Source organism: Reyranella sp. CPCC 100927 (assembly GCF_007859315.1).
In the GTDB taxonomy this organism is placed as follows: Bacteria; Pseudomonadota; Alphaproteobacteria; order Reyranellales; family Reyranellaceae; genus Vineibacter.
On sequence record NZ_VOHA01000016.1, the window covers coordinates 109,705 to 130,947 of the forward strand.

General features: G+C 66.4%; 24 protein-coding genes. 7 read left to right on the forward strand and 17 right to left on the reverse strand.

Translation table 11 applies throughout. From position 1 onward, the window contains the following. Positions 1–14 precede the first annotated feature (14 nt). A complete protein-coding gene (locus tag FQU96_RS30570) occupies positions 15–290 on the forward strand; it encodes a hypothetical protein (protein WP_146545165.1) in 276 nt (91 codons plus the stop codon). 35 nt (positions 291–325) lie between these two features. Here the strand turns inward: FQU96_RS30570 and FQU96_RS30575 are convergent, their stop codons facing one another. Further along, positions 326–643, reverse strand: a complete 318-nt coding sequence (locus FQU96_RS30575; RefSeq protein ID WP_146545166.1) for a hypothetical protein — start codon at positions 641–643, stop codon at positions 326–328. Positions 644–1,184: 541 nt separating this feature from the next. Here FQU96_RS30575 and FQU96_RS42860 point away from each other — a divergent pair. Further along, the gene (locus FQU96_RS42860; RefSeq protein ID WP_255468634.1) at positions 1,185–1,307 is read left to right on the forward strand and encodes a hypothetical protein; all 123 of its coding nucleotides are present in this window, start codon (positions 1,185–1,187) and stop codon (positions 1,305–1,307) included. Positions 1,308–1,395: 88 nt separating this feature from the next. Here FQU96_RS42860 and FQU96_RS30580 read toward each other — a convergent pair whose 3' ends face one another. Together FQU96_RS30580 and FQU96_RS30585 are read right to left on the reverse strand one after the other, a co-directional pair. Next, on the reverse strand, positions 1,396–2,088 hold the full coding sequence (locus FQU96_RS30580) for a response regulator transcription factor (RefSeq protein WP_146545167.1): 693 nt from the start codon (positions 2,086–2,088) through the stop codon (positions 1,396–1,398). A gap of 208 nt (positions 2,089–2,296) precedes the next feature. Further along, positions 2,297–3,172 (reverse strand): alpha/beta hydrolase, encoded by an 876-nt coding sequence (locus tag FQU96_RS30585; RefSeq protein ID WP_178130800.1) that lies wholly within the window; start codon positions 3,170–3,172, stop codon positions 2,297–2,299. Positions 3,173–3,280: 108 nt separating this feature from the next. On the opposite strand from FQU96_RS30585, the gene ribA reads away from it, so the two are divergent. The 3 genes from ribA to FQU96_RS30600 all read left to right on the forward strand — a co-directional run bounded on the left by ribA (position 3,281) and on the right by FQU96_RS30600 (position 6,481). Continuing rightward, entirely contained in the window at positions 3,281–4,465 is a 1,185-nt protein-coding gene (ribA, locus tag FQU96_RS30590; protein WP_146545169.1) for a GTP cyclohydrolase II, read from the forward strand. Positions 4,466–4,562: 97 nt separating this feature from the next. Then, complete coding sequence (locus FQU96_RS30595; RefSeq protein ID WP_146545170.1) at positions 4,563–5,906, forward strand: amidase; 1,344 nt, start codon at positions 4,563–4,565, stop codon at positions 5,904–5,906. Positions 5,907–5,932: 26 nt separating this feature from the next. Continuing rightward, entirely contained in the window at positions 5,933–6,481 is a 549-nt protein-coding gene (locus FQU96_RS30600; RefSeq protein ID WP_146545171.1) for a hypothetical protein, read from the forward strand. Between the two features lie 14 nt (positions 6,482–6,495). Here the strand turns inward: FQU96_RS30600 and leuD are convergent, their stop codons facing one another. Both leuD and leuC read right to left on the reverse strand, forming a co-directional pair. Continuing rightward, positions 6,496–7,116, reverse strand: coding sequence for a 3-isopropylmalate dehydratase small subunit (leuD, locus tag FQU96_RS30605; protein ID WP_146545172.1), 621 nt, complete (start codon positions 7,114–7,116; stop codon positions 6,496–6,498). A 15-nt stretch (positions 7,117–7,131) separates the two neighbouring features. Continuing rightward, on the reverse strand, positions 7,132–8,532 hold the full coding sequence (gene leuC, locus FQU96_RS30610) for a 3-isopropylmalate dehydratase large subunit (protein WP_146545173.1): 1,401 nt from the start codon (positions 8,530–8,532) through the stop codon (positions 7,132–7,134). Positions 8,533–8,700: 168 nt separating this feature from the next. Between leuC and FQU96_RS30615 the strand changes: the two genes are divergently transcribed. Continuing rightward, positions 8,701–9,861 carry an MFS transporter gene (locus FQU96_RS30615; RefSeq protein ID WP_255468635.1) on the forward strand — a complete coding sequence of 387 codons (1,161 nt, stop codon included), beginning with the start codon at positions 8,701–8,703 and terminating at the stop codon, positions 9,859–9,861. Positions 9,862–10,384: 523 nt separating this feature from the next. Beyond that, a complete protein-coding gene (locus tag FQU96_RS30620) occupies positions 10,385–11,119 on the forward strand; it encodes a GntR family transcriptional regulator (protein ID WP_178130801.1) in 735 nt (244 codons plus the stop codon). Positions 11,120–11,146: 27 nt separating this feature from the next. On the opposite strand, the gene FQU96_RS30625 is transcribed toward FQU96_RS30620, so the two are convergent. The 12 genes from FQU96_RS30625 to FQU96_RS30680 form a co-directional block, all read right to left on the reverse strand. Beyond that, the gene (locus FQU96_RS30625; RefSeq protein ID WP_146545175.1) at positions 11,147–11,815 is read right to left on the reverse strand and encodes an MSMEG_1061 family FMN-dependent PPOX-type flavoprotein; all 669 of its coding nucleotides are present in this window, start codon (positions 11,813–11,815) and stop codon (positions 11,147–11,149) included. Positions 11,816–11,934: 119 nt separating this feature from the next. Beyond that, the gene (ccmI, locus tag FQU96_RS30630) at positions 11,935–13,323 is read right to left on the reverse strand and encodes a c-type cytochrome biogenesis protein CcmI (protein ID WP_146545176.1); all 1,389 of its coding nucleotides are present in this window, start codon (positions 13,321–13,323) and stop codon (positions 11,935–11,937) included. Continuing rightward, positions 13,320–13,793, reverse strand: coding sequence for a cytochrome c-type biogenesis protein (locus tag FQU96_RS30635; RefSeq protein ID WP_255468636.1), 474 nt, complete (start codon positions 13,791–13,793; stop codon positions 13,320–13,322). Before FQU96_RS30635 ends, ccmI begins: the two co-directional genes overlap by 4 nt. Positions 13,794–13,951: 158 nt before the next feature. After that, complete coding sequence (locus FQU96_RS30640; protein WP_146545178.1) at positions 13,952–14,488, reverse strand: DsbE family thiol:disulfide interchange protein; 537 nt, start codon at positions 14,486–14,488, stop codon at positions 13,952–13,954. A 3-nt stretch (positions 14,489–14,491) separates the two neighbouring features. After that, positions 14,492–16,471, reverse strand: a complete 1,980-nt coding sequence (locus FQU96_RS30645) for a heme lyase CcmF/NrfE family subunit (RefSeq protein WP_146545179.1) — start codon at positions 16,469–16,471, stop codon at positions 14,492–14,494. Between the two features lie 13 nt (positions 16,472–16,484). Beyond that, complete coding sequence (ccmE, locus tag FQU96_RS30650) at positions 16,485–16,991, reverse strand: cytochrome c maturation protein CcmE (RefSeq protein WP_255468637.1); 507 nt, start codon at positions 16,989–16,991, stop codon at positions 16,485–16,487. Further along, complete coding sequence (gene ccmD, locus FQU96_RS30655) at positions 16,966–17,133, reverse strand: heme exporter protein CcmD (protein ID WP_146545180.1); 168 nt, start codon at positions 17,131–17,133, stop codon at positions 16,966–16,968. The genes ccmE and ccmD overlap by 26 nt, the downstream gene beginning before the upstream one ends. A gap of 62 nt (positions 17,134–17,195) precedes the next feature. After that, the gene (locus tag FQU96_RS30660; RefSeq protein ID WP_370461474.1) at positions 17,196–17,918 is read right to left on the reverse strand and encodes a heme ABC transporter permease; all 723 of its coding nucleotides are present in this window, start codon (positions 17,916–17,918) and stop codon (positions 17,196–17,198) included. Between the two features lie 43 nt (positions 17,919–17,961). After that, the gene (ccmB, locus tag FQU96_RS30665; RefSeq protein WP_146545181.1) at positions 17,962–18,627 is read right to left on the reverse strand and encodes a heme exporter protein CcmB; all 666 of its coding nucleotides are present in this window, start codon (positions 18,625–18,627) and stop codon (positions 17,962–17,964) included. Between the two features lie 5 nt (positions 18,628–18,632). Then, positions 18,633–19,292 (reverse strand): heme ABC exporter ATP-binding protein CcmA, encoded by a 660-nt coding sequence (ccmA, locus tag FQU96_RS30670; RefSeq protein WP_146545182.1) that lies wholly within the window; start codon positions 19,290–19,292, stop codon positions 18,633–18,635. Positions 19,293–19,361: 69 nt separating this feature from the next. After that, positions 19,362–20,300, reverse strand: a complete 939-nt coding sequence (locus tag FQU96_RS30675; protein WP_146545183.1) for a hypothetical protein — start codon at positions 20,298–20,300, stop codon at positions 19,362–19,364. Positions 20,301–20,319: 19 nt separating this feature from the next. After that, a complete protein-coding gene (locus FQU96_RS30680) occupies positions 20,320–21,177 on the reverse strand; it encodes a GyrI-like domain-containing protein (RefSeq protein ID WP_146545184.1) in 858 nt (285 codons plus the stop codon). Between the last annotated feature and the right edge of the window lie 66 nt (positions 21,178–21,243).

Below are 21,243 nucleotides of genomic sequence, written 5' to 3' on the forward strand. Positions count from 1 at the left end.
CCGAGGGGATCGGTATGAGCTTCTGGCGGCCTGATATCTATTGGACAGACCAGCTTCGCTGGTATGAGCGGATCGGTATTGCCGGCTGGTGGCTGGGAAAGGCGGTTTTTGCCGGCAGTATCGTGGTGTCGGCCGGGTTGGTCGGCATGTCGATCTATAGTCCGCTTGCGGGCATCTCCAGCGCCACCGTCCTGCAGAGCGCCATCGTCATCCCGCTCGCCGGACTCGCCGTCCTCATCGGCACGCGCGCGGCGTTAGCGCTGGCAATCCGCAGTGCCGAAACCGGGTAACGGTCGCCGAGGCACGTTGCATGATCCGGAAGTGACTAGTCATGGTCGCGCGGTGGCGTCGCTATATCGGACAGGCGCCTGAAGTCCTCCAGCACACTCTCGATCAGCCGCTGTCGACGTGGATCTTGCGCCGCTGGTGTGGCGGCGAACAGCTCGATCAAGTACCGGGCCTTCTCGGCGGCCTCCGCCCATGTCTGCACCGACGTGGCAGCATAGACTTTCTCGAGTTCGACCTGTCGGTCCCGCAAGGCGACCTGATCCGCCTTGACCTCGGCGAGACGTCGCCGGATTTCGGTGGCCTTTTGCGCTGCCATGCCCCGGCGCTGGTCGAGTACGATCGGGTCGTCCGACATGGCCCTGGCCTCATCCGGTCTGCGGTAGCCGTCGTCCCACCATTCACGCGGAACAACCCAGCCATCGCTGTTGAAGTCGACTACTGCGCTCAAAGACCCGAACGCACAATGGCCTTGTCCCGCCGGCCAGTCGGGTTCGAGCCTGCGACTGTCTTGCGAGACCGGAACCAGCCGTTTCAATACAGGGCAGAAAAGTCAGGCAATATTTGGTTGTGCGTTTGATGTATAAAGCATACGAATATTCCTGATGAAATCTCAATACAAAAAACTGAGCACTTAATAAAATGTATTGAGGAAATCAAAGCAAAGAAGCGGCGAAAACAAGGATTGAAAGATCAACTGCCGCTGTCGGCCCCGAGATCTGCTTCGGTCTTCTTGTGGCCGGGCGCCAACTTTCGAAGACGGCGAATTTCTGGCTCCATGTCACAAAGGAGCCGTCACGAGCGTCAGCGCACAGCCAGACTGAATCTGAGCTTGTCAGATCGGACGCACACTTGAGATCGGCAATGTTGCCGGTTACTTGCCCATGGAAAGGATGAACATGGCCAAAGGACAACGTCGCAGCAACCGCGAGATCAAGAAACCCAAATCCGCCAAGAAGAAACCGGCGGCAGCCGCGCCATCGCCCTTCCTCGTGGCGCCCGCCAAGAGGAAGCCAGCCTAGAGTCTCCGACGACGGCCAACCTTAGCGTCTGCAGGTGGGCGCGTCGGGGAACGATCGGGCGGCAATGGACGGTCTGTGATCGCCCGTCTTACGGTTGCAGCCGGTAACCGCCCTTGTCCGTCACCAGGATCGCGGCGTTGGCAGGATCCTTCTCGATCTTCTGGCGCAGCCGGTAGATGTGGGTTTCCAGCGTGTGCGTGGTGACGCCGGCATTGTAGCCCCACACCTCGCCCAGCAACTGGTCGCGGCCGACAGCACGGGTGCCGGCACGGTAGAGGTATTTGAGGATCGAGGTTTCCTTCTCGGTCAGCCGCACCTTCTTCTTGCCGCCCTTCTCGAGCAGCATCTTGGCGGCCGGCTGGAACTCGTAGGGACCGATCTGCAGGATGGCGTCCTCGCTGCGCTCGTGCTGGCGCAGATGGGCGCGCAGGCGGGCCAGCAGAACATTGATGCGGAATGGCTTGGTGACGTAGTCGTTGGCACCCGAATCCAGACCCAGAATGGTGTCGGCGTCGGTGTCGGCGCCGGTCAGCATCAGGATCGGCGCACGCACGCCCTCGCGCCGCATCAGCTTGCAGATGTCCCGTCCATCGCCGTCGGGCAGCGCCACATCGAGCAGGATGGCGTCGAAGAGCTGCTTCTTGGCGATCTCCAGCCCTTCGGCGCCGGTCGACGCCTGGATGGTGGCAAAGCCGTCATAGAGCTCGAGTTGTTCGACGAGAACCGTGCGCAGCGAAGCGTCATCGTCGATCAGAAGGATTTTCTTGCCTTTGGTTGCCATCTCTTGTCCCGGAGCGATCGAGGCGGTTACGCCGCCAGCCGCCGGCGCGGATGCGGAAGGGTGGGATTGCATGGTCTTATACCATCGGGTGAGTGTGGGCGGCCATGATGGCCCGAGTATGGTTCCAATACCTGTCACGCCCGTTCACGGTCCGGTTAGAGACACGAGCGGCCCGAACACCCTGCGTCACATCCCCGGCAGGATAAAATCACAGCTTCATCAATGACTTAAGATGAGGCCACAAGGCGCTGCCAGGGTCGAGCAGGGTGTCGACGATGGAGAAATGGTTATCGCCTGATGTCTCGACAATGGCCCGGGGCGGCACGCCGGCCCGGGTCAGCGCCGCACCGTAGTCGCGGGTCTGACGCACCAGTTCAGGCAGTTCGGCGGCGCCCACCGCCAGGACCGTCGGGGGCGCCGTCCGGCCGATGTGCCGGATCGGGCTGAGCCGCGCCGCCTCGGCGGCGTCCATCCGGCAGGCCGCGTTCAGGTAGTTGAGCCGGATCGGCTCGAGATCGTAGAGACCGGAGAGCGGCAGGGCACCGGCCAAGGCGTTGGCCGGCAGGCCACGCGCCGCCCAATCGGTGTGCGCCAGGGTGGCGGCGATGTGACCACCCGCCGAATGGCCCGCCACCACGAGGCGCCCCGGATCGAGCCCGATCTCGCCCGCACGGGCATGCACCCAGTCGACGACCTGGCGCGTCTGCTCCACCAGCGCCGACATGGTGACGGTCGGACAAAGATCGTAGGTCGCCGCGATAAAGAGGGCACCCTTGTCGGTGACGCCTGATGCCAGAAAGGAATAGATATCCTTGTCGCCGCCCTGCCAGTAGCCGCCATGGATGTAGAGCAGCGCCGGGCGTCCCCCGGATGGGGCTGTTCCCGGCGGCATGAAAACATCCAGGCGTTGACGTGGCGATGGCCCGTAGGTGAGGTTGAGCCGACACGGGACCCGAGCCCGGGCGTCGGCGCTGAGCGCCATCCAGCGACCGACATAAGCGGCCTCGAAGTCCGGTACCGCCAGGCGGTTGTTGTAGGCCGCATCCAGGCCCGCCTGGTCAAAATCGCGATAGATCAAGGTCATGGAACCGATCGCCGGCAATAGGATAATCCGAGGGTAACACTTTCTCATTCCTGGAAACGGCTTGTCACGCTGGAGTGGCACGGGCCCGACAGGTAAAAGGGCGCCATCATGCCGACTCCCTCTTCCCGCCGCAGTGACGTCAAGCCGGCCGATGCCGTATCGCCGTCACGCCTGGCGATCGTCGAACGCGCGGTGGCGGAGTTGCGCCGCGGCGGCGTTGTGTTGGTTCGCGACACTGATGGATCCGCCGGTCTGGCGGCCGCCGCCGAGTCCTGTGGCGATACGACGTTATCCCGGCTGCGGGGCCTCGCCAGCGACGCGCCGGTGCTGGTGACGACGCGTCGGCGCGCCGAAGCCGTCGGCATCGAGATCCCGCCGCACATCGCCGGCGGCATGGGCGACGCCAACAAGCCGGTGACACTCGACCTGCCCTCCGGCGTGCCGGTGGACGTGATCCTGCATCCCACGACACCCGACCAGCGCGCCCATATTGCGACCCGCCATCTGTCGCGGCCGATCGCCAGCCATGCGCCGGCGATCGCGGAGGCCGCCATCGAGCTCAGCAAACTGGCGCGGCTGATGCCGGCGGTCGTGCTGGGTCCGCTGGCCCGCGACCGCACGCGGCCCTGGCGCGAGTGGGCGGCGACACGGGATGTTGCCTATGTCGATGCCGACGATGTGCGCGGCTACGAGAAGCAGGCTGCATCCGAGCTGCGGCCGGTGGCCGACGCCCGCGTGCCGCTGGAGAACGCCGAGAACGCGCGCATCGTGGCGTGGCGACCGGCCGACGGCGGCAAGGAGCATCTCGCCATCGTCATCGGCGAGATCAATCCGACAGCACCGGTTCTGGTGCGGCTGCATTCGGAGTGCTTCACCGGCGATCTGCTGGCCAGCCTGCGCTGTGACTGCGGCGAGCAGCTGCGTGGCGCCATCGCCGAGATCGCCCGCCACGGTTCGGGCGTGCTGCTGTACCTGGCGCAGGAAGGCCGCGGCATCGGGCTGGTCAACAAGCTGCGTGCCTATCAGCTGCAGGACGGCGGCTTCGACACCGTCGATGCCAACGAACAGCTGGGCTTCGATCCCGATGAACGGCTGTACTGGCCGGCCGCCACGATCCTGCAGCAGATGGGTATCGCCAAGATCCGGCTGATGACCAACAACCCCGAGAAGATCGGCCAGCTGTCGTCCTACGGCATCGATGTGGTCGAGCGTGTGCGCCACGTCTTTCCGGCCAACGGCCACAACGAGAAGTATCTGCGCACCAAGGCCGAGAAGAGCGGGCACCTGTTCTGAGTTTCGGCCGGCCTCAACCCCCAGGTTGACGGCACTTTGCGAACGGGCGATCTGCCGCTAGGGTCCGGCACCGCCTGCCACCATGTGAGTGCCGTTCGTGACCCGACCCACCATCACTTCGCTTGCCGCCGACCTTGCGGCCGGCCGCACCACCAGCCGCGCGCTTGTCGAACAGGCGCTGGCGCGCATCGCGGATCCGTCCGGCGAGGGATCGCGCGCCTTCATCAAAGTCTACCGCCAGCAGGCGCTGGCCGCCGCCGATGCCAGTGACGCACTGCGCCGGGCCGGGCTCGTGGCATCGCCGCTGGCCGGGCTGCCCGTATCGATCAAGAATCTCTGCGACGTCGCCGGCGAGACCACGTTGTCGGGCTCCAAGGCGCTCGACGATGCACCGCCCGCCAAGGCGGACGCGCCCGTCGTGGCGCGCCTGCGCGCGTCAGGCGCCGTGATCGTCGGCAGCACCAACATGAGCGAGTTCGCCTTCTCCGGTGTCGGCGCCAACCCGCACTACGGCACACCGGGCAATCCGGCCGACCGGTCGCGTGTTCCCGGCGGCTCGTCGTCGGGTGCGGCGGTCTCCGTGGCCGACGGCATGGCGGTGGCGGCGCTGGGCACCGATACCGGCGGTTCGGTGCGCATTCCATCGGCCGTGTGCGGGTTGACCGGCTTCAAGCCGACGGCGCGGCGCGTGCCGATCGACGGCGTGATTCCGCTGGCGACCTCGCTGGACTCGATCGGGCCGCTGGCGAACTCGGTCGAATGCTGCGCCATCGTCGATGCCGTCTTCGCCGCCCAGCCGATCGACGTGCCGGCACCGGCGCGACTGAATGCGCTGAGCGTCGCGGTGCCCAAGAACTATGTGATGACCGATCTCGACGCCACAGTGTCGGCCGCCTTCAGTCGCGCCCTGACGGTACTGGCGACAGCGGGTGTCCGCATTGTCGAGATCGACCTGCCGATGCTCGATGAGCTGCCGGCGATCAACGCCAAGGGCGGCTTCGCGGCATCCGAGGCCTATGCCTGGCACAAGGACCTGATCGCACGCCGGGAAAACCTTTACGACCCGATCATCGCCCCGCGCATCAAGCGCGGCGCGCAGATGAGCGCTGCCGACTACATCGAACTGCTCGGCCAGCGCGCCGATCTGCAGAAGCGCGTGTCGGCGATCACGACGAACTTCGATGCCGTCGTGATGCCGACATGTCCCATCGTGGCGCCGAAGATCGCCGACGTGGCCGATTCCGACGGCTTCACCCGCAACAACATGCTGCTGCTGCGTAACTGCAGCGTCGGCAATTTCCTCGACCGCTGCGCAGTGTCGATCCCCTGCCATCGAGACGGCGAGTTGCCGGTGGGCTTCATGGTGATGGGCGAAGCGATGAGCGACCGGCACACGCTGGCGATCGGCCGCGCCGTGGAGGCCGTACTGCGCGCCGGGTAAGGGTAAGGCTGCCTCCGCAGATCGACATGGTTGCGCCCATCGACCTCTCATTGCCGCATCACTACGACGTGCGATTCGCCGAGCTGCCGTCGGGCAACACCGAGCGGCGGGTGCACTACTACCCGGGCGGCGGAACCGACGGTGGACGCGACGGCATGTTGATCGAAGTCGCGCCCCGACACGGTGTGTCGTGGCTTGCCATGATCGCGGATGGTTATGTGTCATCGCCGGCCTGTTCTGGGCTCTTTGCCTCGCCGCATATCGATCGCCTTTGCGTCGTAGCCGCGGGACGGGCGATCGAGATCGGAACGACCGACCCGGCCCTGTGGACCGAGCTCCCCGTCTTTCCAGTAACGCATGTCGTCGTTGCGCCGACACTGCGTGCACTCGTCCTGTGCGACTTCGGGCATGTCATGGCATGGGGTGCCGACGGGCCTCTCTGGAAAACCGACCTGTCGCCGGCGGACGGTGTCATCGCTGTGAGGCTGGATGGAAACGTGCTGCGCGGCGTGCGTTCGACTTCCCACGAAGACGCAGACTTCACGCTCGACCTCACGACTGGCCGTTACGTCTAGGCTAGGTCGCTGAGTCAGCTCGGGCTCCACACCCATGGCCGCTCGGCCTTGTCCCGCGTTTGCCAGGCCGCGATCTTGTCCGTGAGCGCAAGCGTCATGCCGATGTCGTCGACGCCGTCGAGCATCGCCTTGCGGCGCTTGGGGTCGATATCGAACGGGATCTCGCGGCCGCGTGGCGAGACCACGACCTGGCGCTCAAGGTCAATGGTGACACGTGCATTACCTGGTGCGGCACGCGTTTCCTCGGCGAGCCGCTCGACCTCGGCCGACGGCAGCGCGACCGGCAGCACGCCATTCTGGAAGCAGTTGTTGAAGAAGATGTCACCGTAGCTGGGCGCGATCACTGCCTTCACGCCCATGCCCATCAACGCCCAGACCGCGCCTTCGCGACTGGAGCCGCAGCCGAAATTGTCGGCCGCTAACAGAATTGGTGCGCCGCGATACGGTGCCTGATTGAAGATGAACGCGGGATTCTCAGAACCATCCGGCTGGTAGCGGATCGATTCGAAGCAGTACGGACCCAGCTCTTCTTTCGGCAGGCTGACCAGGCGCTCGATGCGGATCACGACGTCGGTATCGACGTTCTGCCGCATCAGCGGTGCCGCGACGCCCTCGAGGCGGGTGAACTTGTCCATAGCGGCCTCGTCGCCTCACATCTTGCGCACGTCGGTGATGCTGCCCTGGATCGCCGCCGCCGCCGCCATCGCAGGTGACGCGAGATGCGTGCGCGAGCGCGGGCCCTGGCGGCCGACGAAGTTCCGGTTCGATGTCGACACCGAGCGCTGCAACGGCGGCACCGTCTCGCCGTTGGAGGCCAGACACATGGAGCAGCCCGGCTCGCGCCAGTCGAACCCGGCGGCGGCGAAAACGCGATCGAGGCCTTCCGCCTCGGCCTGCTTCTTGACGCGCTCCGAGCCCGGGACCACCCAGGCGGTGACGTGTGCCGCCTTCTTGCGGCCGCGCACGATCTGCGCTGCGGCGCGCAGGTCGGAGATGCGGCTGTTGGTGCAGGAACCGATGAACACCCAGTTGACCCGCGTGCCTTCGATCGGCCTGCCCGGCTCGAGGCCCTGATAGTCGAGTGCCGCCTTCCACGCCGCCCGCCGGTTCTCGTCGGGCGCCGCGGCGGGATCTGGCACGACACTGTCGACGGCGATCACATGCTCCGGACTGGTGCCCCAGGTGATCTGCGGCGATACTGTGGCCATGTCGATGCGATGCTCGGCATCAAAACCGGCATCATCGTCGCTGGGCAACGTGCGCCAGTGCGCAACGGCGGCGTCGAACGCAGCGCCCTTGGGCGCGAAATCGCGACCCTCGATATACTGATAAGTATGATCGTCCGGCGCGATCATGCCCATCTTGGCGCCCATCTCGATCGAGAGATTGCAGATGGTGAAGCGGCCCTCGAGCGGCAGCGCACGGATCGCCGCGCCGGCATACTCCACCGCGAATCCCGTGCCGCCGGCCGTGCCGATCGTGCCGATGAGATGCAGGATCATGTCCTTGGGCGTCACACCGGGCATCAGGCTGCCGTCGAAATCGATACGCATGCGCTTGGGCCGGCGCTGCACCAGCGTCTGCGTCGCCAGCACATGGACGAGTTCGGACGAGCCGATGCCGAACGCCAGCGCACCGAGGCCACCGTGCGTGCAGGTGTGGCTGTCGCCGCACACGATGGTAAGGCCGGGCAGGCTGAGACCCAACTCCGGCCCGATGATATGCACGATGCCGTGTCCGTCCTGGCCGAGATCGAACAGGCGCACGCCGAGATCCCTGGCGCGCCGTCGCAACGGCACCAGCAGCTTGTGCCCGGGCGCAAAGGTTTCGCTGGTGCGCCCCGGCAGCGTCGAGACCGCATGGTCGGGCGTCGCGAACGTCAGTTCCGGATGCGCGAGCCGATAGCCCTTCTCCTCGACTTCGCCCAGGGCACGCGCGCCGGAGAGATCGTGCACCAGGTTGCGGTCGATATGCAGCAGCGCGAAGCCATCACCCAGATCGGTGATGACGTGACGGTCCCAGATCTTGTCGAACAACGTCCTGCCGGCCATCGCCGCGTGTCCTTCCGCGTGTGACGTGATCGTTCCGTAGGTCATGCCACCGTGACAAGTCGCGTTTTCGCGACCGAGGCCAGACAATTCATCGCTCGACAACAAATGCAACCAACCAGCAGGATGATGCCCAAAGAGCAATCCGCTGGCTGCGGAAGAGGAAGCGCCATGCTCGACGCCGATCGTCGACCTAGCCTATGGCCATTGTTGATCAGTTGCAGCGCGATCCTGGCGATCTCGCTCGGCATCCGGCACGGCTTCGGCATCTATCTGGCCCCCATGTCACAGGACAATGGCTGGGGTCGCGAAGTGTTTGCGATCGCCATCGCGCTGCAGAACCTGGTGTGGGGCGTCGCCCAGCCGTTCGCCGGCCGCATCGCAGACCACTACGGCACCGGCCGCGCCGTCGCATTGGGCAGCGTGTTCTACGTTGCCGGCCTGATCGGCATGGCGAACATCGCATCATCCAGCGGCTTCGTGCTGTTCACCGGCCTACTGCTGGGCATCGGCCTTGCCGGCACGTCGTTCTCGGTCGTGTTCGGCGCCGTGGGACGTGCCGTCGCCCCTGAAAAGCGCAGCATGGCGTTGGGCATTTCCGGCGCCGTCGGATCGCTCGGCCAGTTCATCATGCTGCCGCTGGGCCAGTCGGTAATGGAAGCTTTCGGCTGGTCGATGGCGCTGATGTTGATGGCGGTGGTGGCCGCCCTCATGCTGCCGCTGACGCTGGGCGTGTCCGAGCGCAACAGCGCAGCCCAGGTCGCAGCGGAGATGTCGGCCGGCGACGCGCTGCGCACGGCTGCGCGGCATGGCGGTTTCTGGCTGCTGTCGCTGGGCTTCTTCGTCTGCGGCTTCCAGGTGGTGTTTATCGGCACCCATCTGCCGGCGTTCCTGGTCGACAAGGGACTGTCCGGCGGCAGCGGCGCCGCCGTGCTGGCCCTGGTCGGTCTCTTCAACGTCGTGGGCTCGTTCCTCGCCGGCTATCTGGGCACGCGCATGCGTAAGGGCTGGCTGCTGTCGGCGATCTACATCTGTCGCGCCATCGCCATCGCCCTGTTCGTCTTCCTGCCGGTCACCACCGTGTCGGCTTGGCTCTTCGGCATTGCCATGGGCTTCCTGTGGCTCAGCACCGTGCCGGTGACCAACGCGATCGTTGCCGGCATTTTCCGGCGTGCGCAACATGTCGATGCTGGCTGGGATCGTGTTCCTGTGCCACCAGATCGGCGCTTTTCTCGGCGGCTGGCTGGGTGGCTATGTCTACGATCGCCTCGGGTCGTACGACCTGGTGTGGCTGATCGCGATCGGCCTCAGCATCCTCGCCGCCTTGCTTAACGTGCCTGTAAAGGAGGAGCTGGTGGCACGGTTGCGACCAGCCTGAGGGTTCTCGTCGACCGTCCGGCACGATGCTGCACTGCATCGTTGCACGAAGATGGCGGCCGTCTTCGTGACGCCGGCGGTCAGCGCACCCGTGAAAGTGGCAATCAACAACCGGCACACGATCCGCCGGGACCACGTACCGACCGACGGACGACCTCGCATCCGATGTGCGTCATAATGACCGGGTCGGCGAACCGGGTCGGCGCTGCCATGTTTTGCATCATGAGGAATGGATGGATTTCACCCTGTGAAACCATATGTCCCGTGATATCGTTAGCCTGCCGTCGAATCGACGGTGCGCGTTGCACGACCGATTGATGTTGTCTGTGTCATCAGCCGGCGAAGCAACGCAGTGCAGGTCTATTATGACGGTTGTGCTGGCGATTTCGATCTTCGCGGCCACGCTGAACAAGGCTATGCTACCTCTCGACCGGCGGTTGCATAGGCGTTTGTGAGCGGACTGCCGACAGGGGGTTGCGTGCGCACTAGCAGTCGGCGTTCCGGGGTACCGCTCTATCACATCATCTGTCTCGTGCTGCGTGACGGAATCGACTCTGGTCGTTACAAGTCCGGCGCCGCTCTGCCGACGGAAGATGACCTGGCGCGCGACTACAACGTGTCGCGGGTGACCGTGCGGCGTGCGCTGGGTGAACTGGCAAACGCCGGCCTGATCGAGCGGCGACAGGGCAGCGGCACCTTCGTGCGGGCCCGGCCCACCGCCAACGGCAAGCCGCTGGGCCTCATCGCAAGCACGATCAGCCAGATCGACACGCTGTCCGAACGCACGACGGCGCGGATCATCGAGTTCGAGTACATCGAGACGCCACCCGAGATCAACGCCGCCTTCGGCCGGCACTCCAGCGAGCGCATGCAGCGCGCGGTACGGCTGCGCGAAGCCGATGGCGAGTCCTTGATGTACATCACGACATGGACGCCGGAAAAACTCGGCCGCGCCTACGACTCGGCCGACATGGAGCGCGAATCGATCAATCACCTGCTGGCGCGTTCCGGCGTGCGGCCGACATCGGGCGAACAGATCGTGTCGGTCACGATGGCCGACCCGGCGGTCGCGCGCCTGATGCGGCTTGACGTCGGCGCCCCCATGCTCAAGGTCATACGCCTGATGCGCGACCAGCGTCGCCGCACGGTGCAATACGTCGAAATGCTGGCGCGCGCGGACCGCTTTACGATCCGCATGAAGCTCGGCGCGTAGCGCGCAGGAAGCGCGCGTTCTCCCGGGTCAGCTCAACGGCGCCCACAGTGATTCGCGGTAGGCTTTCTCGATCCGCTCCTCGGCCTGCTTGGTGTCCTGTTCCGACATGCCGATCTGGTCGCGGATCATGCTGGCCAGCGACGGCAGCGTGCTGCGGTCGATCCGGCTCGCCGGATCCCACAGCCTGGAGCGCCGGAACGCCTTGGCGCAGTGCAGGTAGGCTTCGCGGACTTCCACGACGATCGCACACTTCGGACTCTTGCCTTCGACCGCCATCGACTCCAGCAGCTGGGGATCGGTGCTGAGTCGCGCGACGCCGTTGATGCGTGCGGTCTCGTCCATGCCAGGCAGCAGGAAGATCAGGCCGATCTTCGGATTCACCAGCAGGTTTTTCAGCGTGTCGAGGCGGTTGTTCCCGGGCCGGTCCGGAAGCGCCACCGTGTGCTCGCCGAAGACCTTGAAGGAGCCCGGCGGATCGCCGCGCGGCGTGACATCCTGGTTGCCTTCAGCATCGGCCGTGGCCACGCAGCAGAACGGCGATATCTCGATGAAGTGGCGCAGGTGCCGATCGATCCGGCCGATATCCTTGGCGACGGCCAACGTGCCGGGCTTGGCGTAACTCGCCACCAAGGCACGCGCTTCGTCGGCGTTCAGCAGGGCTGGTCCCGCCGGCGGCGGCGTCAGGCTGTCGGGCATGTCGGTCTCCGTTCGAAGGCGGGATGCTACCAAGAGCGGTGGGCGAATAGCATTCGATTTCTCCCATCAAGAGAGTCGTGACGATCGATAAAATCTTCTCCCGTTTGCGGAGAGATCCATCACTTGCTCTCAAGAACCTGCAGGCGTTTCTCGATCGCGACACGGGCGGCTGCATCCGTCGGCATCAGATCACGCAACCGGCGCAGGCGGCGGATGGCGCTGGGCTTGTCGCCAGCGGCCTCGTCGGCCTGGGCCAGGAAGAACAACGCCAGGCCGTTGTCGGGCCGGACCTTCTCCAGGCGCCTGAGGACGGCGACCGTCTCGGGCGACAATGCCTTGATGCCGGCATCGTCGCGGCGCAACCGCACCTCGGCCCATGCCGCGAGGATCTCGGGATCATCCGGCTTGAGCTTGTCGGCCGTGGCGTAGGCTTCGGCCGCCTTGTCGTGCTCGCCCAGCACGCTGCGCGCGCGCGCCAGGCGCCGCCAGCCTTCGACATCACCAGGCGTTTCCTTCAACCGCTCGGCGAGCCGATCGACCATGGCGCGGATCTGCTGGTCCCGCTGCTCGGGCGGCAGTTGCTCCAGCCGTTTGACATCGTCGGACGACGGCTGCGTCATGCCGGACGGCTTGCGATCCTTGCGATCGGGGCGAATGGTCTTGGGATCGATGCCGGCTTGCGTCGCCACCCGGGCGATCTCACGCGCCAGGGTCTCCAGCCAGGGCGCGCCATCCGGCGACTCGGCCTCGAGGTCGAGCCACCGTTTCAACGCCGATGCCGCATCGCCGGCCTGGGCGTCGGCCAGTCCGAGATAAAAACGAGCGCCGGGATTCTTGGGATCGCGCGCCAGCGCCGCGGCGAACGTCTCGCGGGCCGGCTGGGTCACCACGCCATCGGACTCGAAGGTCAACGCCTCGCCCAGCGACGACAGCACGTCGGCGCGATCCGGTGCAATCTGCTGCGCGGCACGAAAGGCGCTGACGGCCTCTTTCACACGCCCGATCGCAAGCTGCGCCCGGCCCAATCCGAGGTGAGCCTCGATATCCTTCGGATCCTTCTCGATGCGCTCGCGCAGGCGGCGGACCATTTCCATCGGCGCGGCGTCCGCCACCTTCGGCTCTGGCGGTTTGGGCCGTTCGGCAAAGGGCTGTGACGGCAATTCCGGATGGCCGACCTGGAAATAGATTCCCAACGCCGCCAGCGGCACCAGGATGGCGATGGCCGTCGGCAGGAAGCGCCGGCGTTGCGGCACAGGCACGCTCGCCGCGTCGTCGGCCGCGGCCGCCGCGAGGATCCGCCGCTCGATCTCGACGCGGGCGGCCTTTGCCTCGCTCTCGCTCAGGTGATTGGCCGCACGCTCGCGCTCGACCTCGGCCAGCTGGTCCTTGTAGATCGCCAGATCATGATCCAGGCGCCGCGTCGGCTCGAAGCGTCGCCGCAACAGCGGCATCAGCAGCGCGGCGATCGCCAGCGCCGTGATCAGCGCGAGAGCCAGCGGCAGCATCATGGCCGCGCCTCGCGATCCTCGTCGAGCAAGGTATCCAGTCGCGCGCGCTCACCAGGTGAGAGGTCGGCGGCGTTGGACAGTCCGGCCTGGCGCGCCTGCGTCCGTCGCACGCCGCGCCACAGCGCGAAGGCCGCCAGCAACAGCGCCAGCGGTGCGCCCAGCCACATCAATCCCGTGCGCCAGTCGAACGGCGGCTTGAGCAGCACGAAGTCACCGTAACGCGCACGCAGGAAGGCGATCACCTGCGCGTCGCTGTCGCCTTGCGTCAGCCGCTCGCGGATGGCGCGCCGCATGTCGCGCGCGATCTCGGCATTGGAGTCGTCGATCGACTGGTTCTGGCAGACGACACAGCGCACCTCGGCCGAGATCGTGCGCGCCCGCGCTTCCAGTGCCCTGTCGGGCAGCATTTCCGCCGGGTCGACCGCCAGTGCCGACATACTGATGCCCAGCACGAGGAGTGCCGGGAGCACGCCACTCCAGTGGCGCACCTTCGGCGAAAGCGAATGCTTTCGCCTTTGACTGAAGGGCCGGCTCATGGTTCGGCGCCGCTTGAAATCCGGCGCTATGCGCTCAGGCGAAAGCGAAAGCTTTCGCCTGAGGTGCGCCACTGGAGTGGCGCGCTCCCGGCTCACTTCGACAGCTCCTTGACCAGCGGCAGGATGGTCTTGTTGATGTCATCCGCCGTCAGCGGCCGGCGCAGATGCAGGCGCACGATGCCACCTTTGTCGATCACGAACGTCTCCGGCACGCCACTGATACCGAACTCGACGCCGGCCCTGCCTTCCTGGTCGGCGCCGATGCGCTCGTAGGGATCGCCGAGGCGCCCCAGCCAGGCTTTGGCCTCCTCGGGCTTGTTGCGATAGTTGATGCCATGCAGGCGCACGCCTTCGCTCTTCAGGCGCAGGAACAGCGGATGCTCCACCAGGCAGGGCGCGCACCACGAGGCAAAGAAGTTCACCACCGTGACCTTGCCCAACCAGTCGGCACTGGTGAGGCGACTGCCTCCGTCATGCAGCGGCGGCAAATCGATCGATGGCGCCTTGTGGCCCAGCAACGGCGCGCCGATATCGGTGGGATTGCGGCTCTGCGTCAGCGCGTAGGCGAAAAAACCGCCCATGATGACGAGCATCAGCAGCGGCAACGCATAAAGCCAACGATTGGTCACCACTCACTCCGCCGGCTGTGCCGCGGGCTTGCGCGCGGCGCGCGGCGCACCGACCCGCAGGCGCCGATCGCTCAGCGATACGAAACCACCGAATGCGGCCAGCGCCGCGCCGAGCCAGATCCATGGCGCCAGCGGATTATGGTAGAGCCGCACCGTCCAGCCGCCCTTGCCGTCCTGCTCCCCGATGGTGGCGTAGAGATCGGCAAACACTGTCGTGCGAATCGCCGCCTCGGTGGTGGCCCGCCGCTGCACGGCATAGAGCCGGCGTTCCGGCTCCAAGGTCGCCACGACCGCACCGCCGCGACGATAGACCAGCCGGCCGCGCTCGGCGGCATAGTTCGGTCCGCGCAGAGGCTGCACGCTCTCCAGTGTCACGTCGTATCCGGCATGCGCGACCGAGGCGCCCGGCTTCAGCACGACGATGGTCTCGCTCTGCCATACCGATACGCCCGTGATACCCAGGACCATCAGCCCGAGCGCGGCATGCGCAATCGTCATGCCGATTGCCGCCCGCGGCAGACCAGCGAGCCGGCGCAGCGAGTCGGCTAGCGGAACGCCGAAGAGCTGGATGCGCCGCGCCAGTTCGCGCACGGCACCCAGCACCAGCCACACGGCGACGGCGACGCCACAGGCCGCCAGCACCACCGAGTGGTGGGCGATGAACAGCGTCACTATGCCGGCGAGCACGGCCACCGCCGCGATGGCACGCAGTTGTCGCCAGGCGCCGCCGAGGTCGCCACGCTTCCAGGCCAGGAACGGCCCGATCGGCACGGCCGCCAGCAGCGGCAGCGACAGCGGGATAAAGGTGGCGGCATAGAACGGCGGACCAACCGACACCTTGCCGGCATCGAGCGCATCGAGCGCCAGCGGATAGAGCGTGCCCAGGAACACGGTCAGCGTCAGCGTGGCCAGCAGCAGGTTGTTGAACACCAGGCCGCCTTCACGGCTGATCGGCACGAAGAGACCGCCCGGTGCCAGTTTCGGTGCCCGCCACGCGTAGAGGGCCAGCCCGCCGCCGGTAACGATGATCAGGAAGCCCAGGATGTAGAGGCCGCGCGCCGGGTCCTGCGCGAAGGCATGCACCGAGGTCAGCACGCCGGAGCGCACCAGGAACGTGCCCAGCAGCGACAGGGAAAACGCCAGAATGGCCAGCAGGACGGTCCAGCTCTTCAGCGCATCGCGCTTCTCGGTGACGATCGCCGAATGCAGCAGGGCGGTGCCCAGCAGCCATGGCATGAACGACGCGTTCTCGACGGGGTCCCAGAACCAGAAGCCGCCCCAGCCCAGTTCGTAGTAGGCCCACCACGAGCCCAGCGCGATACCCAAGGTCAGGAAGCACCAAGACGCCAGCGTCCACGGCCGCACCCAGCGGGCCCAGGCGGCATCGACGCGGCCTTCGAGCAAGGCGGCGATCGCGAAGCTGAACGTGACCGAAAACCCGACATAGCCGAGATAGAGCAGCGGCGGGTGGAAGGCGAGGCCGGGATCCTGCAGCAGCGGGTTGAGGTCGTCGCCGTTGAACGGCGGCGGATCGACACGCTCGAACGGATTGGAGGTGAACAGGATGAAGGCCAGGAACCCGAGGCCGATCAGTCCCTGGATTCCCAGCACGCGCGCCCGCAGGCTGGCCGGCAGATTGCCGCCAAAGGCGGCGACGCCGGCGCCGAACAGCGCCAGGATCAGCGCCCACAGCAGCATCGACCCTTCGTGGTTTCCCCACGTACCGGAGATCTTGTAGAGCAGCGGCTTGGCCGTGTGGCTGTTGCGCACGACGTTGGCGACGGTGAAGTCCGACACCACATAGGCCTGCATCAGGGCGATGAAGGCGAGCGCCACCAGCGCCAGCTGCGCCAGCGCCGCCGTGCGGCCGACTTCCATCATGCCGGGATCGCCGCGACGGGCACCCAGCAACGGCAGCGTGCCCTGCGCCACCGCCACGCACATCGCCAGCACCAGGGCGTAGTGGCCGAGTTCGGGGGTCATGCCGTCACGTCCATCATGGCTTGCTGCCGGTTGTCGGGATCGGCTCGCCTTCCTTCCAGCGGCCGGCCTTCTTCAGGGCGTCGGCAACTTCCGGCGGCATGTACTTCTCGTCGTGCTTGGCCAGCACTTCGCGCGCCGCAAAGATACCGTCGGGCCGCATCGATCCCAGCGCGACAATCCCCTGGCCTTCGCGGAACAGATCCGGCAACACACCACGGTAGCTCACTTTCAGCGTGTGATTGGTGTCGGTCACCTCGAAGGTCGTGACCAGGCCGTCATCGCTCTTGGTCACGCTGCCGGGCGCCACCAGGCCACCGACCCGCAGGGTCGTGTTGGCGTTGGGCGGTTTCTGGGCGATCTCGGTTGGCGACTGGAAGAACACCAAGTTGTCGTTGAGCGCGACCAGCACGAGGCCCACAGCGACGGCAAGCGCACCCAGCGATCCCAGCAGCAGCCACAGCCGTTTGCGTTTGGGTGTCATGTCCGGTGCCCGGTCAGGATCGCCGCGCGCGACGGTCAAGGCCACGCGCCTGCAGCTCGCGCTGCACCCGCGCCCGCGACCACAGCGACCACAGCAGCAGGCCGCCCAGCGCCAGCACCGCAATGCCATAGGCCGGCCAGATATAGGCGCCGTGGCCACCCATCGACAGGAACCCGCCCATGCTTCCCTCCGGCCGCCTATATAGGCCGCTGTCGACCGCCTGTCGCGGCGGCGAATCGCCCCTCAGCGGCCACCCAACGCAGCCGTTTCCAGGCGCCGTCGGCCGATTTCCGTCTCGGTGCGCAACAGCACCAGGAAGACCAGGAGCGCCAGATAGGCGCCGGCCATCACCAGCAGCGGCGTCAGGATCGAGGGATGGATGGCCGGCCCGTCCAACTTCAATACCGAGGCTGGCTGATGCAGGGTGTTCCACCAGTCGACCGAGAATTTGATGACCGGCAGGTTCACCACCCCCACCAGCGCCAGCACCGCGGCAGCACGGTCACCGCGTTCGGGATCATCGAACGCGCGGCTCAGCGCGATGTGGCCGAGATAGAGGAAGAACAGCAGCAGCATCGACGTCAGCCGGGCGTCCCACACCCACCAGGTGCCCCACATCGGGCGTCCCCAGAACGAGCCGCTGACCAGGCACACCAGCGCATAGGCGGCGCCGACCGGCGCCACGGCGCGGGCCATCAATGCCGCCAGCGGATGACGCCAGACCAGCAGCGCGGCCCCCAGCCCGGCCAGCAGCGCGTAGCCCGCCATCGACCACCAGGCCGCCGGCACATGGATGAACATGATGCGCACCGTCTCGCCCTGCTGGTAGTCAGGCGGCGCCACGAACAGCGCCATATAGAGCCCGACGGCCCACAGCAGCGCGGTAAGGGCGCCCAGCCACGGCAAGATGCGGGCGCTGAAGCGCTGAAACCGCGCCGGGTTGGCGAGAATGTGGATCGACGACATGGACATTCCTGGCCGTCTCTATTCCCGGTTCTGCATGGCCTGTCTACTCCACCGCCTGCCGCAGGGCTGCCGCCATGGCCCAGGGCGTGATGGCCAGCGCACCGGCCAGGAAAGCGCCCAGCAGGGCGAAATGCGCCAGCACGCCATCACCGCTTTTCAGCGCCTCCACGGCCCCGACGCCGAAGATCAGTACCGGCACCGTCAGCGGCAGCACCAGCAAGGCCACCAGCGCGCCACCCCGACGGGCGCCCAGGGTCAAGGCCGCTCCCAGCCCGCCCAGCAGCGACAGGCTTGGTGCGCCCAGCAGCAATGATCCCGTGAGAGTCGCGATGGATGGTGCATCCAGGCCGAACAGCAGTCCCAGCGCTGGTGACAGAACCGCCAGCGGCAAACCAGTCACGATCCAGTGTGCCAAGCATTTGGCGAGCGCCGTCAGTTCCAGTGGCAACGGCGCCAGGACCAGCTGCTCCAGCGTGCCGTCGGCAAGATCGTCGGCGAAGAGGCGATCCAGTGACAACAGGGCTGCAAACAGGGCGGCGACCCACAACACGCCCGGGGCGATCCGGGCCAGGGTTTCGAGCGATGGTCCCACGCCGAGCGGAAAGAGACTGGCCGCCAGCGCGAAGAAGGCCAGCACCACGGTCGCATCGCCCGGCCGCCGCCACACCAGCCGCAGATCGCGCATCACCAGGGCAGCGAAGCGACTCATGCCACTCACACCCAGGAGTCGGCTTCGGCCGCGTCATCTGGCGCAAACCGGCCGACGTCCAGCGTCTGCGCCTCGGGCAGAACGATCTCACCATGCGTCGCGATGGCCGCGATGCCTCCTGTCGCGAGGTGGTCGGTGATCGCCGCCTGCAGGGACTGTCGCGACGCCTCGTCGAGCCCCGCTGCCGGCTCGTCGAGCAGCCAGACGGTTGCTTCGCTGAGCGCAACGCGGGCCAGCGCAACGCGTCGGCGCTGGCCCGCCGACAGGTAGCGCCCTGGCCGCTCCAGCAACGACGTCAGATCGAAGCGCGTCAGGACCCGGTCCCACAATGCATGCGCCGGCACGCTGCCGGTGCGCAGGCGCTGCGCCGCCTCGAGGTTTTCGTGCACCGTCAGGTCGCCCTTGATGGCGTCGGCGTGTCCCAGCCATGCCAGACGCGCCCGCCAGGCATCGGCGCCGGCACGCACATCCTCGCCCTGCCAGGTGATCTCCCCGCGCCGCGCTGGCGTCAGCAGGGCCACGACCCGCAGCAAGGTGGACTTGCCCGTGCCGTTGCGGCCGGTGAGCAGCACGGCGCCGCCGGCCGCCACGTCGAAACCGAGGTCGTGAAAGACGGGCCGTCCGCCGCGGCGGCAGCTCAGCGATCGGACGGACAAAACGGACATCGGGCCGGCAATAGTGGACGACGATACCGGCAGTCATAGCATGAGCCGTTCGATGCCCGTGAAGCCGGCTCAGCCGATGACAAGATTTCGGATCTGCCGTTCGAGGTCGGCAAGTTGCCGGAGCACGGTCGCAGCAGCCGGATGGTCGCGTTGCGTCAGATGGGTCTGACATCGGCCGAACAGGCCAGCCTGCTGTCGTTTGACCTGCGCCAGGGAGGGGTTCGCCGTCTCAAAGAAACTTGCGAAGTCGAGCGCACGCTTGACGCCCAGCGGCACGGCGAAGTTCAGAAGATGCCCGGTCTGAGCCGGGGTGAGTTCATCCGGCTGCGTGCGGTCGGCGAGCCAGGCGATGGCGTGCTCGTCGATGAGATGATGGCCCGCCGCGGCGTCGGCCGACGCTTCGGCATAGAGCGCCTTGAAGTGGTGGCTGGCCGCGCTTGTGATCGCCGCCGACGACGGCGTGGCGATCCGCCGCGGGTGGGACCAGGCGCGGAAGTGGCCCCGCTTGTAGGCGATCGCATCGGCCCGCCAAGCGTCAGCCAACGCCGCCTTGCTGAGGAACACTTCGGCGAAGCCTGCCGGGTCATACAGCAGAACGCTGTCGCCCTCGACCTTGTTGACGAGCACGTAGTGATCGACGCCCGGCCATGTCGGCCGGCCCGGGTTGTAGGCCAGGAAACGCATGTCCAGTGGGCCGACAACAACCGGCGAGGTGCGCAGGGCGTCTGCCAGCCAATCGAACGGCGCGGGATCAGGTGCTTCGGAGACGCGCTCGGTGAACGCGAAGCCAAGCGTGGCCAGTGCTTGCGTGATGCCCCTGTCCGGCGCCCCGGCGCGGCCACTGAAGAACGGCAGGCCGTCCTCGGCGATGAAGGCGCCCAAACCAACGCCGGACAACACCTCGATCTGTCGTGGCGATATGTGTTCGCCGTGGGCACCCAGCAGCATCGCTGTCGCGTTGGCGTAGCAATACCAGTAGCCGTCGTAAAAGGTGATGGTTGCCGTCATCGCCGTATCCTCGGCAGGCTCAGCGTTCCACCAGCGGCAGACAGAGGTCGGTGCGCCACTGCGCTGGCGGCAGCAGACGCGGATCATTGAGATACACATCGAAGGCCGGCCGATCGGCGATCTCTTCGCCGCTCTTGGGCAACCATTCGGCGTACAGCCAGCGATAGGCCGTACCGAGCTCGGCGTATGGCCCCTGGTGGTGCAGGACCGCATGCCGTCCGCCGACGAGGCCGGTCGCGCGGACGTCGCCCTCGCCCTTGGTGTCGTCCGGAACCTCCAGGCACACGTCCGTCAGCAGGCTGTCGACCGGCACGTCGAAGCAGTCGTTCAGATAGATCGCAACGCTGCTGACGGTTGCCAGCCGCCGGGCCGCGGCCCAGGCACTGAGGCGTGCGAAGGCACTGTCGAGGCCATCGTAGGAACCGACGTGGCGCGAGGCCAACAGTCGCCGCGGCGGCAGCATCTCGATGCTCACGGGGTAGGTCATGTTCCGCTCCCCTGTATCAAAGCCCGTTGTGCCGCGATCCCGCTGTTGCCGACGCTGGCGATAGACACCGGGCGGCACGCCATGCGCGACGGCAAACGCACGGACAAAGGCCGCCGTACTGCCGTAGCCGGCCGCGCGCGCGATGGCGGCAATCGACTGCTGGGTGCTGATCAACTGAGTCGCGGCGCGCTGAAGACGGCAGCGCCGCACTGTGTCGGCGACGGTTTCACCCGTTAGTGCAGAGTAGATGCGATGGAAGTGCGAGGGGGAGAAGCAGGCGACCGCCGCCAGCCGCTCGAGCTCCAACGAGTCGTCGAGATGACACGCGATATAGGTGGCAACCCGCGCGACGCGATCGGCATAGCTGTGGCGAGTCGTCGGCTTGTTCATCGTCGATGATGCTAACCGCACCCGATTGATCCGGGTTGCTGACTTGGACTGGCGCCAGAGCGTATC